This is a genomic window from Streptomyces sp. NPDC015345, from assembly GCF_043078805.1.
In the GTDB taxonomy this organism is placed as follows: Bacteria; Actinomycetota; Actinomycetes; order Streptomycetales; family Streptomycetaceae; genus Streptomyces.
In genome coordinates, this window is sequence record NZ_JBIBTX010000005.1 from 117,378 (window position 1) to 132,677 (window position 15,300).

Here is a 15,300-nt window from a genome sequence, read left to right on the forward strand (position 1 = left end):
CCCGATGCCGGGCGCCGATCGGTCAGGCACCCGGCAGGCGAAACGTCAGTCCTCCGAAGCAGCGGCCTTGTCCGAAGCCGCGGTCTTGGCCGTCGCCTTCTTGGCCGTGGTCTTCTTCGCCGCCGTGGTCTTCTTCGCCGTGGTCGTCTTCTTGGCCGCGGTCTTCTTGGCGGCGGTCTTCTTGGCGGGCGCCTTCTTCGCGGCCTTCTTGGCGGTCTTCTTCGCCGGCGCCTTCGCCCGCTTCTCGGCGAGCAGCTCGTAGCCGCGCTCGGGGGTGATGTCCTCCACGGAGTCCGCCGCCCGCAGCGTCGCGTTGGTCTCGCCGTCCGTGACGTACGCCCCGAAGCGGCCGTCCTTGACGACGACCGGCTTCCCGCTGACCGGGTCCTCGCCGAGCTCCTTCAGCGGCGGCTTCGCGGCGGCGCGGCCCCGCTGCTTCGGCTTGGAGTAGATCTCCAGGGCCTCTTCCAGCGTGATCGTGAAGAGCTGCTCCTCGCTCTCGATGGAGCGCGAGTCGGTGCCCTTCTTCAGATACGGGCCGTACCGGCCGTTCTGCGCGGTGATCTCGACGCCCTCGGCGTCGGTGCCGACGACGCGCGGCAGCGACATCAGCTTCAGCGCGTCCTCAAGGGTGACCGTGTCGAGCGACATGGACTTGAAGAGCGAGGCCGTGCGCGGCTTGACCGCGTTCTTCCCGGTCTTCGGGGTGCCCTCGGGGAGGATCTCGGTGACGTACGGGCCGTAGCGGCCGTCCTTGGCGACGATCTGGTGGCCGGAGGCCGGGTCGACGCCCAGTTCGAAGTCGCCGCTCGGCTTGGCGAGCAGCTCCTCCGCGTACTCGACGGTCAGCTCGTCCGGCGCCAGGTCCTCGGGCACGTCTGCCCGCTGGTGCTCCTCGGAGTCGCGCTCGCCGCGCTCGATGTAGGGGCCGTAGCGGCCCACGCGCAGCATGATGCCGTCGCCGACAGGGAAGGAGGACACCTCGCGGGCGTCGATGGCGCCGAGGTCGGTGACGAGTTCCTTGAGGCCGCCGAGGTGGTCGCCGTCGCCGTTGCCCGCGTCGGCGGCGCCTCCGGAGGGCTCGCCCTCACCGAAGTAGAAGCGCCGCAGCCACGGCACGGCCTGCGCCTCGCCGCGCGCGATGCGGTCGAGGTCGTCCTCCATCTTGGCGGTGAAGTCGTAGTCGACGAGCCGCCCGAAGTGCTTCTCCAGGAGGTTGACCACGGCGAAGCTCAGGAAGGAGGGCACGAGCGCCGTCCCCTTCTTGAAGACGTACCCGCGGTCGAGGATCGTGCCGAGGATCGACGCGTATGTCGACGGGCGGCCGATCTCGCGCTCTTCCAGCTCCTTGACCAGCGAGGCCTCGGTGTAGCGGGCCGGGGGCTTCGTCGCGTGGCCGTCCACCGACATCTCGTCGGCGGAGAGCGCGTCGCCCTCGCTGACCTGTGGGAGCCTGCGCTCGCGGTCGTCCAGCTCGGCGTTCGGGTCGTCGGCGCCCTCCACGTAGGCCTTGAGGAAGCCGTGGAAGGTGATGGTCTTGCCGGACGCGCTGAACTCGGCGTCCCGGCCGTCGCTCGCCCGGCCACCGATCTTGACGGTGACGGAGTTCCCGGTCGCGTCCTTCATCTGGGAGGCGACGGTCCGCTTCCAGATCAGCTCGTAGAGCCGGAACTGGTCACCGGTCAGGCCGGTCTCGGCGGGCGTACGGAAACGGTCGCCCGAGGGGCGGATCGCCTCGTGCGCCTCCTGCGCGTTCTTGACCTTGCCGGCGTACGTGCGCGGCTTGTCCGGCAGGTAGTCGCTGCCGTAGAGCTGGGTGACCTGTGCGCGGGCGGCCGTGACGGCCGTGTCGGACAGGGTCGTGGAGTCCGTACGCATGTAGGTGATGAAGCCGTTCTCGTACAGCTTCTGGGCCACCTGCATGGTCGCCTTGGCGCCGAAGCCGAGCTTGCGGCTCGCCTCCTGCTGCATCGTCGTCGTACGGAAGGGGGCGTACGGCGAGCGGCGGTAGGGCTTGGACTCGACGGAGCGTACGGAGAAGCTCGTGTCCTGGAGGGCCGCGGCCAGCGCCCGGGCATTGGCCTCGTCCAGGTGCAGGGTGCCGGCGCTGCCCGCCTTCAGCTGCCCGACGGAGTTGAAGTCACGGCCCTGCGCGATGCGCTTGCCGTCGACCGTGGTGAGACGGGCGACAAGCTGCGAGGGGTCGGAGGCGTCACCGGCGCGGCCGGTGCCGAAGGTGCCGGTCAGGTCCCAGTACTCGGCGGAGCGGAAGGCGATGCGCTCGCGCTCCCGCTCGACGACGAGGCGGGTGGCCACGGACTGCACGCGGCCGGCCGACAGGCGCGGCATGACCTTCTTCCACAGGACCGGCGAGACCTCGTAGCCGTAGAGGCGGTCGAGGATGCGGCGGGTCTCCTGGGCGTCGACCATGCGCTTGTTGAGCTCGCGCGGGTTGGCGACGGCGCTGCGGATCGCCTCCTTGGTGATCTCGTGGAAGACCATCCGGTGGACGGGGACCTTGGGCTTCAGGACCTCCAGGAGGTGCCACGCGATGGCTTCGCCCTCGCGGTCCTCATCGGTGGCGAGGAAGAGTTCGTCGGAGTCCTTCAGGAGGTCCTTGAGCTTCTTGACCTGCGCCTTCTTGTCGGCGTTGACGACATAGATGGGCGCGAAGTCATGCTCGACGTCCACGCCGAGGCGGCGCACCTCGCCGGTGTACTTCTCGGGCACCTCCGCGGCGCCGTTGGGGAGGTCGCGGATGTGCCCGACGCTGGCCTCGACTACGTAGCCGGGGCCGAGGTAGCTCTTGATCGTCTTCGCCTTGGCAGGCGACTCGACGATGACGAGTCGGCGGCCGCCCTGTGCGGTCTCGCTGGTCGGGGACAACTTCGCTCTTCTCTCCGGTCGACGCTCGGTGGCAGTGCGCGATGGCATTGCTCGTGGCAGTGCTCTTGGCCGTGCGGTGGCAGTGCTCGCATGGCTTGCGTTGCGCTGTCGCTGCGGAGTGTGACGGTACATCCCGCCCCCGTGTCAAACGGGAAAAGCCCGCAACGGCCACTCGAACGGTAACCCGACTACCGCCATTCCTGCCGCCCGGAGTGGCGACCTGCCGTTTCGGCGCCCTGCCCGTGGTGCGGCCCCGCCACACCGGCGCGATCACCGCGAAGGGCTCCCCGACCGTGCCGCGGCGGGCCCCCGACCGCCCCGGAACCATCCGCTCCGCCATACCCGGGCGCGGCTTGACCCCCTACCTCGGTACGACATCCCGCGCCACCCGAGTACGACCTGGTGGCCCATTGCGGTACGGCCGTCCGCCCGCCGGGGCGCGACGCTCCACCCCTGCCGGAATACGACGCTCCACCCCATCGGAAGGGGGTGGCCCACCGCCGCGGCCGGGCATCCTCACAGCCGCGTGAAGCACCACACGCCGAGCAGCAGCGCCCCGGATCCGGCGAGCGCGGCGAGCGTCGCCGATGCGACGGGGCTCACACCCTGGGCGACGGGCTCACGGTGCGCGACCCGCACTCCGGTCCACAGCAGCAGTGCGGCGCCGAACAGCGCGAACACCGTTCCGGCGAAAATCGCTGGTGCGCTCTCCATGGCCCTTGCCTCCCCGTACGGCGCTCCGCCCGGCGCTCCCCGCGCGGCCTTGGCCTGGAGGCTGGCACGCGAGGGAATCGGGCGGACGAAATCGGGGTGAACGTCGGGCGGCCCGCGCCGCCCTGCTCGGCCCGCCCCCCCCAAATCGCCGGACCCCTACGGGATCTTGGCCGGTTTCACCACCCCGCGCGGGGGCGGCGGCCCGAGCGCTACGCCTGGACGGGCAGCAGGAAGCCCTGCTCCACAAGGAGCCTGATCTGCGCGGGCGTCCGGTCCCGCAGCAACACGGGGTCCTCCCCCACCAGTTGCGCGATGGCGTCCAGGATGCGCCCGGCGCTCAGCGACCCGTCGCACACGCCGGCGAACCCGGCGCCCACCGTGTCCACCTTGGTGGCCCGCCGCATCCCCCGGTGCTGGCGCAGCACCACGTGCTCCGGGTCCTCGGCGCCCGGCAGCCCGACCTGCTCCTGCACGACCTCGTCCGCGAGCTTGAAGTGAGCGGCGAGCAGCGCCGCGTCATCGTGCGTACGCAGGTACTCCTGCCGGTCGAAGAACTCCCGCACCGTCTCGCCGAGAGGCTGCTCGACGGGGTGCGGCCACTCCTCGACGGTGATGGACGGCTCGGCGGCCCCCGTCTTCCTGAGCGTGATCCAGCCGAAGCCGACCGCCCGCGTGCCGCGCGCCTCGAACTCGTCCAGCCACGCCTCGTACCGCGCCGCGTACCGCGTGGGGTCCTCGCGGTGGTCCCCCGCGTCGCGCAGCCACAGCTCGGCGTACTGCGTGATGTCCTGCACCTCGCGCTGCACGATCCAGGCGTCGCAGCCGCGCGGCGCCCAGGAGCGCAGCCGGTCCTGCCACTCCTCGCCGTCCACGTGCTGCCAGTTGGCCAGGAAGTGCGCGTACCCCCCTTCGTTCAGCCGCGTCCCCGCCTCCTGAACGAGCGTCCGGCACAGATCGTCCCCGCCCATCCCGCCGTCCCGGTAGGTGAGCCGCGCGCCGGGCGAGATCACGAAGGGCGGGTTCGACACGATCAGGTCGTACGTCTCCTCGCCCACCGGCTCGAAGAGCGAGCCCTCGCGCAGGTCCGCCTCCGGGGCGCCGGACAGGCCCAGCGTGAGCCGGGTGAACTCCAGGGCCCGCGGGTTGAGGTCGGTCGCGGTCACGCGCGTGGCGTGCTGGGCCGCGTGCAGGGCCTGGATGCCGGAGCCGGTGCCGAGGTCGAGCGCGCTGTCGACAGGGGTGCGCACGGTGATCCCGGCGAGCGTCGTGGAGGCGCCGCCGACGCCGAGGACGACGCCCTCGTCATGGCTGCCGATGCCGCTGGCGCCGCCGACCGCGCAGCCGAGGTCGGAGACGATGAACCAGTCCTCGCCGTTCGGCCCGCCGTAGGGCCGCACGTCCACGGTGGCCCGCAGCTCTCCGTCCCGCTCGGCCAGCCAACCGCTCTCCAGGAGGGCGTCGAGCGGCAGAACGTCCGCCACGCGCGCGTGGGGCACGGTTTCCTGGAGCAGGAAGAGCCGTACGAGGGCCGCGAGGGCGCCGTCCCCGCGGGTGGCCCGCAGCGCGGGCACGGTCTCGCTGCGGGCGAGCGCGGCGTACGCGGAGGCGCCGAGCAGTTCGAGGAGCCCGTCGGCGGTGAAGTCGGCGCCGAGCAGGGCCCGGCGCAGGGAGGCCGCCACGTCGGCGCGGTCGGCTGAGGGCAGGGGGAGGCTGGCATTACTCACGCCCCCCATTGTGGCCCGGCGCCCATGACAGCGCCCCCGGCGCCACCATGGGCGCCGGGGGCGGGGAAGAACGTACGACCGGAGAGGAGGAACGTACGGCCAGAAGGTGGCAGGCCGTCAGCTCTTGGAGGGCGGCGTGGTGGACGCGCTCTTGCAGCTGTCCTGCTTGGCCATCGCCTTGCCGACGTCGCCCTCCTGGAGCTTCTCCAGCGCTTCGTTGCCGCTCTTGCTCAGCTTGTCCAGCTCGCCCGCGACGTCCTTGAGGCCGTCCGCGAAGTCCGCCTGGTTCTTGGTGTCCAGGCCGTCGACCTGCTTCTTCAGGTTCTCGTACGACTTGGAGATGGCGTTGAGTTCCTTGACGGCGTCGTCCGTCTTCTTCTGCCCGTCGTCCACCGGCGGCGCGCCCGCGCGCTTCACGGAGGCGCCCATCGCCTTGTAGGCGTCGGACATGTCCTGGAACGCCTTGGAGTCGGTCTTCTGGACGTCGGCCGGCGAGCTGTTGTCGGAGGTCTCCTTCTGGATCGCGGCGTTGGCGTCCGCGATCTTCTTCGACTGCGGCTGGACGGAGTCGCAGACCTTCTTGGCCCAGTCGTCCAGCTCCTTGTCGCCGTCGTCGCTGCCGCACCCTGACAAAGCGAGTACCAGTACCGCACCGCCGGACAGTGCGGCTGCAAGCTTCTTGTTCACCGGATTGGTCCCTTCCATGGCTCTCGGCCCCGGAACTTACACGCCAAACGAGCGACAATCGCATGCCGGGGGTCCGTTACAACCGCTATTGCAGCCATTTGCACCAAGGGAGGGCGGGCACGGAGTGCGAGAGAAGGCTCACGGCTCCCCGCGTGCGCCGCACGGCCCCGAGCCACCTGTACGGCATCGGGCGGACGGCGCGTCAAAACGCGCCGCCCGCCCGCGTGTTGGACGGTGATCCGGACCGGCTCTACGAAGCGACGGCCGGGTCGGCCGACTTGGCCGTCCGCTCGGCGTTGCCCTCGTCCCCGACGGCGATGCCCCGCCGCTTGGAGACGTAGACCGCGCCGATGATGACCGCGATGGAGAGCACAGCGATGACCACCCGCATGCCGACGCTGGCGTCTTCCCCGTAGCTGAACTTGATGACGGCGGGGGCGATGAGCAGCGCCACCAGGTTCATCACCTTCAGCAGGGGGTTGATCGCCGGGCCCGCGGTGTCCTTGAACGGGTCTCCCACGGTGTCGCCGATGACGACCGCGGCGTGGGCCTCGCTGCCCTTGCCGCCGTGATGGCCGTCCTCGACGAGCTTCTTCGCGTTGTCCCAGGCGCCGCCGGAGTTGGCGAGGAACACCGCCATCAGCGTGCCCGTGCCGATCGCGCCCGCCAGGAACGAGCCGAGCGCGCCGACGCCGAGCGAGAAGCCGACCGCGATCGGCGTGAGCACGGCGAGCAGACCCGGTGTGGCCAGCTCGCGCAGCGCGTCCTTGGTGCAGATGTCGACGACGCGCCCGTACTCCGGCTTCTCGGTGTAGTCCATGATCCCGGGACGCTCGCGGAACTGCCGCCGCACTTCGTAGACCACGGCCCCGGCCGACCGCGACACCGCGTTGATGGCCAGCCCCGAGAAGAGGAAGACGACCGCGGCGCCGAGGACCAGGCCGACCAGGTTGTTGGGCTGCGAGATGTCCATGACCAAGTTCATCGGAGCGCCGTCGCCGAGTTTCTCGCCGACGTCCTTGGCGGCAGTCGCGATGGCGTCGCGGTAGGACCCGAAGAGCGCCGCCGCCGCGAGGACGGCGGTCGCGATGGCGATGCCCTTGGTGATGGCCTTGGTGGTGTTGCCGACGGCGTCGAGGTCGGTGAGCACCTGCGCGCCCGCGCCCTGGACGTCGCCGGACATCTCCGCGATGCCCTGCGCGTTGTCGGAGACCGGCCCGAAGGTGTCCATGGCGACGATGACGCCGACGGTGGTCAGCAGCCCCGTACCGGCGAGGGCGACCGCGAAGAGGGCGAGCATGATCGACGTGCCGCCGAGCAGGAACGCCCCGTACACGCCGAGCCCGATCAGCAGCGCGGTGTAGACGGCCGATTCGAGGCCGATCGAGATGCCGGCCAGGACGACGGTCGCCGGGCCCGTCAGCGAGGTCTTGCCGATGTCCTTGACGGGACGCCGGGTGGTCTCGGTGAAGTAGCCGGTGAGCTGCTGGATCAGGGCGGCCAGCACGATGCCGATGGCGACGGCGGTGAGCGCGAGGACCCTCGGATCCCCGTCGTGTGCCTTGATCGCCGCGTCCGTGACGCCGTCCAGCTTCGCGTACGAGGACGGCAGATAGGCGAAGACGGCGCCGGCCACGAGCACCAGCGAGATGACCGCGGAGATGAAGAAGCCGCGGTTGATGGCGCTCATGCCACTGCGGTCGGCGCGGCGCGGCGCCACCGCGAAGATGCCGATCATCGCCGTCACGACACCGATGGCCGGGACGATCAGCGGGAAGGCGAGCCCGGAGTCGCCGAACGCCACCTTGCCGAGGATCAGCGCGGCGACGAGCGTCACGGCGTACGACTCGAAGAGGTCGGCGGCCATACCGGCGCAGTCGCCGACGTTGTCGCCCACGTTGTCGGCGATGGTCGCGGCATTGCGCGGATCGTCCTCCGGAATGCCCTGTTCGACCTTGCCGACCAGGTCGGCGCCGACGTCGGCGGCCTTGGTGAAGATGCCGCCGCCGACACGCATGAACATCGCGATCAGGGCGGCGCCGAGTCCGAATCCTTCGAGCACCTTCGGCGCGTCGGCGGCGTAGACGAGCACCACACAGGAGGCGCCCAGAAGACCGAGCCCCACCGTGAACATGCCGACGACGCCGCCCGTACGGAAAGCGATCTTCATGGCTTTGTGCGAGACGGCGGTGAGATCCTTTTCCGGCTCGCCTGGTGCCGGGGTGGCTTCTCGGGCGGCGGCGGCCACGCGCACATTGCTGCGCACGGCGAGCCACATACCGATATAGCCGGTGGTCGCCGAGAACGCCGCGCCGATCAGGAAGAAGATCGAACGACCGGCGCGCTGATTCCAGTCGTCCGCGGGCAGCAGCATGAGCAGGAAGAACACCACGACGGCGAATACGCCGAGGGTTCGCAGCTGCCGGCCGAGATAGGCGTTCGCACCTTCCTGGATCGCCGTGGCGATCTTCTTCATGCTGTCGGTGCCCTCGCCTGCCGCGAGTACCTGGCGGACCAGGATCCCGGCGACGACGAGCGCCGCGAGCGCGACGGCCGCGATGGCCATCACGATGAGGCGATTGTCATCTGTCAGGACTGCGGCTGCGAAGGTTGAGGGGTGGTCGATCTGATGAGGGGTAGAAAGCCCCGCCATTCGTCCTCCTTGACGCTTGGGCTGAGCTCAAGATGTGGACGGATTGTAGGGAGCGGAACCTGATCAAAACAGAGCACCACTAACGGAATTGACCTGAGATCGCTTCTCAGCAAATGATCGCGGTCAGAGAACGGCACCGAAAGCGGTAATGCCTCAAAACCGTTGACGAGAGATCGCCGGACTGTGTTACCGATCTACGTAATAAATGATCGGAATGAAAAATGCCCTGTTCACCGTGGTGGTGAACAGGGCCTGCGTGTGTGCGCGGGTCAGGGCAGAAGCGGCGCGGGGGTCGTCGGCCAGGTCATCCGGATCACGCCGCCGGACTCGCCGGCGGTGACCTCGACGTCGTCCACGAGCCCGCTGATGACGGCGAGACCCATCTCGTCCTCGCCCTCGGGCTCCGGCTCGCCGCCTTCGCCGCCCTGCGCGCCGGGTGCCCGGTCGCCGGGCGCCGCACGGGGGGCCTCGTCGCCGACCTCGATGGAGAACTGCTTCTCGTCCTCGGTCAGCGCGACCCGTACGGGGGCCGAGACGCCGTTGCTCTGGTGGAGTCCGACGGCGCGCGTGCAGGCCTCGCCGACCGCGAGCCTGACCTCGTCGAGAACGGCCTCGTCCACTCCGGCCCTTCGCGCGACCGCGGCCGCCACGAGACGGGCGGTCCTGACGTGCTCGGGCAGCGCGCTGAAGCGGAGTTCAACGGTGGCCATGCATCCCCCTCGGACGTACGCGCGTGCTGTCAGGGGGCCGGGCCGTCGGCCCGGCCCCCTGCTGTACTGCCGTCACGGGCCTCAGTCCGTGGCGGCCACTGCTTCCTCGACCGAGGTGTGAATGGGGAACACCTTGGTCAGGCCGGTGATGCGGAAGATCTTGAGAATGCGCTCCTGGTTGCAGACCAGGCGCAGCGAGCCCTCATGGGCACGCACGCGCTTCAGGCCGCCGACCAGCACGCCGAGTCCGGTGGAGTCGAGGAAGTCCACGCCCTCCATGTCGACGACCAGATGGAAACTGCCGTCGTTCACCAACTCGACCAACTGCTCGCGCAGCTTGGGCGCGGTATACACATCGATTTCGCCACCGACCTCGACGACCGTGCGATCGCCGACGGTACGGGTCGACAGGGACAGGTCCACGGATCCTCCAGCACCTTGCTATCGAGCGGTCATCCCTCGGGACACCTCGGCAGAGCCCCCAGGACGGATCGCCAGCCGCGATGGCATTCAATCACTTACCGGCAGGCGTGCACGACGCCTTCGGACCATTGTCCATCCCGCCAGTGACACACTCGATGCCGATGGCCAACATTTCTCCTCCCGGAGGACCCTCTGCGGGCGCCCCGGCACAGACGTCCCCGCAGGCGGTCCTGGACCGGCTCACGGCGGGGCCGAGCCGTGCATCGCGCGTCACTCATACGGAGCACTTGCCCCCACGTGCGGCCCGGTATGCAGTCTGGCCCGACCGCATCCGTCCGGAGGTCATATCCGCCGTCCGGGCGGCGGGCATCGAACACCCCTGGGCCCATCAGGCGCAGGCGGCCGAGCACGCCCTGGACGGCGAGTCCGTGGTCGTCGCGACCGGCACGGCCTCCGGAAAATCCCTCGCCTACCTCACGCCCGTCCTCACGGCCCTCCTCGACGGCTCCGAGGCGCCCAACGGCCGTGGCGCCACCGCCCTGTACCTGGCGCCCACGAAGGCCCTGGCGGCCGATCAGCGGCGCGCCGTCCGCGCGCTCGCGGCCCCGCTCGGCAACGCCGTACGCCCCGCCGTGTACGACGGCGACACCCCGGTGGAAGAACGCGAATGGGTGCGTCAGTACGCCAATTACGTGCTGACCAACCCGGACATGCTGCACCGCGGGATCCTCCCCTCCCACCCGCGCTGGTCCTCCTTCCTGCGCGCCCTGCGCTACGTGGTCATCGACGAGTGCCACACCTACCGCGGTGTCTTCGGCTCCCACGTCGCCCAGGTGCTGCGCAGGCTGCGCCGCCTGTGTGCCCGCTACGGCTCCGATCCGGTCTTCCTGCTGGCCTCGGCCACCTCCGCCGAGCCCGCGCTCTCCGCGGAGCGGCTGACGGGGCTGCCCGTGCGGGAGGTGGCCGACGACGCCTCGCCCCGGGGTGACCTCGTCTTCGCCCTCTGGGAGCCGCCGCTCACCGAGCTGCACGGCGAGAAGGGCGCGCCCGTGCGCCGTACCGCCACCGCAGAGACGGCGGACCTGCTGACCGACCTGACCGTGCAGGGCGTCCGCTCGGTCGCCTTCGTACGCTCCCGGCGTGGTGCCGAGCTGATCTCGGTGATCGCCCAGGAACGCCTCGCCGAGGTCGACCGCTCCCTCGCCCGCCGCGTCGCCGCCTACCGCGGCGGCTACCTCCCCGAGGAGCGCCGCGCCCTGGAGCGCGCCCTGCACTCCGGGGAACTCCTCGGCCTGGCCGCGACCACCGCCCTCGAACTCGGCGTGGACGTCTCGGGGCTGGACGCCGTCATCATCGCGGGCTACCCCGGTACGCGGGCCTCCCTCTGGCAGCAGGCGGGCCGCGCGGGGCGTGCGGGGCAGGGCGCCCTGGCCGTGCTGGTGGCCCGTGACGACCCGCTGGACACCTATCTCGTCCACCACCCCGAGGCCCTCTTCCGGCAGCCGGTGGAGTCCACCGTCCTCGACCCGGACAATCCGTACGTCCTGGCGCCCCACCTGTGCGCGGCCGCCGCGGAGCTGCCGCTGGTCGAGGAGGACCTCGCCCTCTTCGGCCCGGCCGCCGAGGAGCTGCTGCCGCAGCTGGAGGCCGCGAAGCTGCTGCGGCGCCGCACGAAGGCCTGGCACTGGACCCGCAGGGAGCGGGCCGCCGACCTCACGGACATCCGCGGCGAGGGCGGCAACCCCGTCCAGATCGTCGAGGAGGGCACGGGCCGGCTCCTCGGCACCGTGGACGCCTCCGCCGCGCACACGACCGTGCACGAGGGCGCGGTCCACCTCCACCAGGGCCGTACGTATCTCGTGCGCCACCTCGACCTGGAGGACTCGGTGGCGCTGGTCGAGGAGGCCGTGCCGCCGTACTCCACGACCGCGCGTGACACCACGGCGATCTCCATCCTGGAGACGGACGTGGAGGTTCCGTGGGGCGAGGGCCGCCTCTGCTACGGCTCCGTCGAGGTGACCAACCAGGTCGTCTCCTTCCTGCGCAGGAAGCTCATGACGGGCGAGGTCCTCGGCGAGACCAAGCTGGAGCTGCCTCCTCGTACGCTGCGGACGCGCGCCGTCTGGTGGACGGTCACCGAGGACCAACTGGACGCCGGCCGCGTCCATCCCGAGATCCTCGGCGGCGCCCTGCACGCCGCCGAGCACGCGTCCATCGGGATGCTGCCGCTGTTCGCGACGTGCGACCGCTGGGACATCGGCGGCGTCTCCGTGCCGCTGCATCCGGACACGCTCCTTCCCACGGTGTTCGTGTACGACGGCCATCCGGGTGGGGCGGGCTTCGCCGAGCGGGCCTTCCACACGGCACGGGAATGGCTGACGGCCACGCGCCAGGCGATCGCCTCCTGCGAGTGCGAGGCAGGCTGCCCTTCGTGCATCCAGTCCCCGAAGTGCGGCAACGGCAATGAGCCTTTGCACAAGCGGGGGGCTGTGCGGCTGCTTTCCGTGTTGTTGAGGGACGCGGAGCCGTCCGCCTAGGCCGTCCTCGCAGGGCCCTCCTGGGCTGTCCTCGCTGAGCCCTCCGGCCCCGCAGCGGTTGTCGGGCGGCCGGCGGGCGGCGGTGCCGTCACCCCGCCGGAGGCCGCGTGCCGGCATCCAGCAGGGCCAGGAAGGCGGAGGCCGCGGGCGACGGAGTGAAGCGGCTCCACACGAGGCGTTCCACCCGCACCGGCCCGTTGGTGACCGGCACGGTTCGCAGGCCGGGCAGTTCGGCGGCGAACGTCGCGGGCAGCAACGCGATGCCGAGCCCGTGGCGGACCATCCGGGCCATGAGCTCTACGCCGGACACCTCGAAGGCGACCTCGCGCCGCAGTCCGGCCGCCGCGAACGCCTCGTCCGACTGGGCACGGGCCGCGCTGCCCTCGGCGAAATCCACGAACGCCTCTTCGGCCAGACAGCCGAGGTCCACCTCCTTCTCCGTGGCCAGCGGGTGGCCCGGGGCGACCACGGCGACATGCTGCCCGTGGGCGAGTTCGCGGTCGTTGACGCCCTGCGGCCGGAAAGCGGGCTGCACGCCGAGGAACGCCGCGTCCAGCGTGCCGTCCCGCACCTGCTCCACGAGCCGCTCGCTGGAGCCGACCCGCAGGCTGATCCGGACCTGGGGATAGCGCAGGTGGTAGTCCCGCAGCACCGCCGGGAGGTCGACGGCCGCCACGGTCGGGATCGACCCGACGGCCAGCTTGCCCCGTATCTCCCCGGTGGCCGCCGACACCTCCGCCTTGGCCCGCTCGGCCGCTTCCAGTGCCTGCCGGGCGGCGGGCAGGAACGCCTCCCCGGCAGCGGTCAACCGCACCCTGCGACTGGTCCGCTCGAACAGTCGGGCCCCCAACTCCTTCTCCAGACGCGCCACTTGGTGGCTGAGCGCCGACTGGACGACATGACACCGCTCGGCGGCCCGGGTGAAGTTCTCCGTCTCCGCCACCGCGAGGACGTAACGCATCTGCTGGAGCTCCATTCGACGCATCGTGAATCACGATCGATCGGATGACAAACATGCGTTGGACCGATGGATCCGCGCTCGACGATGCTGGAGTCGACGCCGGGCCGGACCACTCGGCGCCCGGCCCCACCCCGGGACCGATGAGGCCCCGGGGCCACCATCGCCCCAACCGTCCCCACACTTGCCACCGGCGCCCGTGCGGCCCCGACTTCATGGAGACACTCATGCGCGTGATCGCCTTCGACCACCTCGTCCTGAACGTCACCGACATCGAGCGTTCGCTCGCCTTCTACACCGGCCCGCTGGGGCTGGAGCCGGTGCGGGTGGAGGAGTGGAGGGACGGCAAGGCCCCCTTCCCGTCCGTACGGGTGAGCCCCACCACCATCATCGACCTCGTCAAGGCTCCCGACGGGCCGCCCGAGGGCTCCAACGTCGACCACATCTGCCTCGTGGTCGAGCCGCTCGACTGGCGGCAGGTCATCGATTCCGGCGTCTTCACGGTGCTGGACGGTCCCGGCGAGCGCTTCGGCGCCCGAGGCACCGCCCTCTCGCTCTACGTGCGCGACCCGGACGGCAACACCGTGGAGCTGCGCTGGTATCCGCAGGACGCCTGAGGCTCCGGGTCCTGCCCCCTCGCGCCGAGCGGCGGGGGGGGCGTTACGGCTCCGGGGCAGCGGCAGTCCACTCGCATCCAGCTGCGAATATGGCCGGCCTCAGCCTCTCCCACCGAGCGGCGGCGGCGCTACGGCTCCGGGGGCCAGCGGCAGCCGACTGCGACCCGGCGGCGAACGTGGCCAGGCCCAGCCTCTCCCACCGAGCAACGAGAGCGCTACGACCCCCGGGGCAGCGGCAGCCGACTCTGACCCGGCGGCGAACGTCACCGGGCCCAGCCTCTCCCCCCCACCGAGCGACGGCGGGACTACGACCCCCGAGGCGACGGCAACCCACTCGCACCCGGCGGCGAGCGTGGCCAGGTCCAGCCTCTCGCGCAGAGCGACCAGGCCGCTACGATCCCCTGGGCGGCGGCAGCCCACTCACACCCGGCGGCGAATGTGCCGGGCCCGCGCGGGAGTTGACCCGGGCCGAGAAGGGCCCCGCGGAGGCCGATGCCGTGACTTCGGAGACCTCGCCCCGCACGACGCAGCGCACAAGTCTCGCCCCCTGCGCCGCCGCCACCCTCTCCGCCCCCGCGCACGCCTTCGACGTCCCCGCCGCCCAGTGGTCCGCCGCCGCCAGTGCCGCCAAGTCCGCCGCGCCGCCCGCCCGATGCCGGGCCACGACGGCCTGCCCCATGGCGAGCAACGCCCCGCAGAGCACACAGAGCACCGCCATCACCACCGCCGACCAGACCGTGGCGGCCCCTCGATCCCGCCCCGGGCCCCACCACCACGCCCCGCCTGTCATGAGCCCACCCCCGCCGCAAGCACCGTCTCCTCCGCCAAAGCCACCGCCTCCGACCGCAGCCGCAGGCCGAGCCCCAACGCTCCCGGACCCGGCGCGTCCGCGACGACCTCGACCCGCACCAGGTCACCGTCACGCCGCACCGACACGCTCGCCCCGCGCGGCGCCGCCTGCCTCGCCGCCGCCACGGCCGCCGCCTCCGGCTCCTGCCGGGCCGCCGCGCGGGCCCCCGCCCTGGCCGCGTCCACACACTGGATCTGCGCACACGCGGCCAGCAGCGTCCAGACCAGCGCCATGGCGAACAGGACCAGCGTCGGCAGCACCACCGCCGCCTCAGCCGTCACGAACCCCCGGTCCCAGCCCCCGCCCCTGGTGCGCGGCCTCGGGCCACGCTCAGAACGACGCATGGAGGGCCTTCTCCACCACGGCCTGCAGTGCAGCCCTGACCTGCCCGCTCGTCACCACCTTGTAGAGCAGTCCGGCGAACCCCACCGCCGCGATCAGCCCCATCGCGTACTCGGACGTGACCATCCCCGCGTCCTTGCCCGCCGCCGCGCGAGTCCGCCGAAGCAGCGTCCGCGTACCGTTGTGTCCACGCATCTCA

General features: G+C 71.1%; 13 protein-coding genes. 2 read left to right on the forward strand and 11 right to left on the reverse strand.

What is annotated here, in order from left to right; translation table 11 throughout:
- Positions 1-45 precede the first annotated feature (45 nt).
- The 7 genes from topA to bldG form a co-directional block, all read right to left on the reverse strand.
- Positions 46-2,886 (reverse strand): type I DNA topoisomerase, encoded by a 2,841-nt coding sequence (gene topA / locus ACF062_RS21800; protein ID WP_392140429.1) that lies wholly within the window; start codon positions 2,884-2,886, stop codon positions 46-48.
- A gap of 516 nt (positions 2,887-3,402) precedes the next feature.
- Positions 3,403-3,600, reverse strand: coding sequence for a hypothetical protein (locus ACF062_RS21805; protein ID WP_223775937.1), 198 nt, complete (start codon positions 3,598-3,600; stop codon positions 3,403-3,405).
- Between the two features lie 209 nt (positions 3,601-3,809).
- Positions 3,810-5,333 carry a methyltransferase gene (locus ACF062_RS21810; protein WP_392140431.1) on the reverse strand — a complete coding sequence of 508 codons (1,524 nt, stop codon included), beginning with the start codon at positions 5,331-5,333 and terminating at the stop codon, positions 3,810-3,812.
- Positions 5,334-5,441: 108 nt separating this feature from the next.
- Positions 5,442-6,029 carry a small secreted protein gene (locus ACF062_RS21815; protein WP_392140433.1) on the reverse strand — a complete coding sequence of 196 codons (588 nt, stop codon included), beginning with the start codon at positions 6,027-6,029 and terminating at the stop codon, positions 5,442-5,444.
- Positions 6,030-6,261: 232 nt separating this feature from the next.
- The gene (locus ACF062_RS21820; RefSeq protein ID WP_392140435.1) at positions 6,262-8,664 is read right to left on the reverse strand and encodes a sodium-translocating pyrophosphatase; all 2,403 of its coding nucleotides are present in this window, start codon (positions 8,662-8,664) and stop codon (positions 6,262-6,264) included.
- Between the two features lie 269 nt (positions 8,665-8,933).
- Positions 8,934-9,374, reverse strand: a complete 441-nt coding sequence (locus ACF062_RS21825) for an ATP-binding protein (RefSeq protein ID WP_392140436.1) — start codon at positions 9,372-9,374, stop codon at positions 8,934-8,936.
- Positions 9,375-9,455: 81 nt separating this feature from the next.
- Positions 9,456-9,797 (reverse strand): anti-sigma factor antagonist BldG, encoded by a 342-nt coding sequence (bldG, locus tag ACF062_RS21830; protein WP_003975386.1) that lies wholly within the window; start codon positions 9,795-9,797, stop codon positions 9,456-9,458.
- Positions 9,798-9,877: 80 nt separating this feature from the next.
- Between bldG and ACF062_RS21835 the strand changes: the two genes are divergently transcribed.
- Positions 9,878-12,334, forward strand: coding sequence for a DEAD/DEAH box helicase (locus ACF062_RS21835; RefSeq protein ID WP_392140438.1), 2,457 nt, complete (start codon positions 9,878-9,880; stop codon positions 12,332-12,334).
- A gap of 88 nt (positions 12,335-12,422) precedes the next feature.
- Here the strand turns inward: ACF062_RS21835 and ACF062_RS21840 are convergent, their stop codons facing one another.
- Entirely contained in the window at positions 12,423-13,310 is an 888-nt protein-coding gene (locus ACF062_RS21840; RefSeq protein WP_392140440.1) for a LysR family transcriptional regulator, read from the reverse strand.
- A 209-nt stretch (positions 13,311-13,519) separates the two neighbouring features.
- On the opposite strand from ACF062_RS21840, the gene ACF062_RS21845 reads away from it, so the two are divergent.
- Complete coding sequence (locus ACF062_RS21845; RefSeq protein WP_392140442.1) at positions 13,520-13,909, forward strand: VOC family protein; 390 nt, start codon at positions 13,520-13,522, stop codon at positions 13,907-13,909.
- Positions 13,910-14,300: 391 nt separating this feature from the next.
- Here ACF062_RS21845 and ACF062_RS21850 read toward each other — a convergent pair whose 3' ends face one another.
- From ACF062_RS21850 to ACF062_RS21860, 3 genes are read right to left on the reverse strand one after another with little or no spacing between them, the layout of a single operon-like run.
- A complete protein-coding gene (locus ACF062_RS21850; RefSeq protein WP_392140443.1) occupies positions 14,301-14,699 on the reverse strand; it encodes an Rv3654c family TadE-like protein in 399 nt (132 codons plus the stop codon).
- A complete protein-coding gene (locus tag ACF062_RS21855) occupies positions 14,696-15,103 on the reverse strand; it encodes a TadE family type IV pilus minor pilin (protein ID WP_392140445.1) in 408 nt (135 codons plus the stop codon). Before ACF062_RS21855 ends, ACF062_RS21850 begins: the two co-directional genes overlap by 4 nt.
- The gene (locus tag ACF062_RS21860; protein ID WP_223775927.1) at positions 15,090-15,296 is read right to left on the reverse strand and encodes a DUF4244 domain-containing protein; all 207 of its coding nucleotides are present in this window, start codon (positions 15,294-15,296) and stop codon (positions 15,090-15,092) included. The genes ACF062_RS21855 and ACF062_RS21860 overlap by 14 nt, the downstream gene beginning before the upstream one ends.
- Positions 15,297-15,300: the final 4 nt, after the last annotated feature.

Coding starts and splice junctions, on each gene's coding strand:
- ACF062_RS21835 (WP_392140438.1), top strand. CDS start 9,878: ATGGCATTCAATCACTTACCGGCAGGCGTGCACGACGCCTTCGGACCA.
- ACF062_RS21805 (WP_223775937.1), bottom strand. CDS start 3,600: ATGGAGAGCGCACCAGCGATTTTCGCCGGAACGGTGTTCGCGCTGTTC.
- ACF062_RS21815 (WP_392140433.1), bottom strand. CDS start 6,029: ATGGAAGGGACCAATCCGGTGAACAAGAAGCTTGCAGCCGCACTGTCC.
- ACF062_RS21820 (WP_392140435.1), bottom strand. CDS start 8,664: ATGGCGGGGCTTTCTACCCCTCATCAGATCGACCACCCCTCAACCTTC.
- ACF062_RS21850 (WP_392140443.1), bottom strand. CDS start 14,699: ATGACAGGCGGGGCGTGGTGGTGGGGCCCGGGGCGGGATCGAGGGGCC.
- ACF062_RS21825 (WP_392140436.1), bottom strand. CDS start 9,374: ATGGCCACCGTTGAACTCCGCTTCAGCGCGCTGCCCGAGCACGTCAGG.
- ACF062_RS21845 (WP_392140442.1), top strand. CDS start 13,520: ATGCGCGTGATCGCCTTCGACCACCTCGTCCTGAACGTCACCGACATC.
- ACF062_RS21860 (WP_223775927.1), bottom strand. CDS start 15,296: ATGCGTGGACACAACGGTACGCGGACGCTGCTTCGGCGGACTCGCGCG.
- ACF062_RS21840 (WP_392140440.1), bottom strand. CDS start 13,310: ATGGAGCTCCAGCAGATGCGTTACGTCCTCGCGGTGGCGGAGACGGAG.
- ACF062_RS21810 (WP_392140431.1), bottom strand. CDS start 5,333: ATGGGGGGCGTGAGTAATGCCAGCCTCCCCCTGCCCTCAGCCGACCGC.
- ACF062_RS21855 (WP_392140445.1), bottom strand. CDS start 15,103: ATGCGTCGTTCTGAGCGTGGCCCGAGGCCGCGCACCAGGGGCGGGGGC.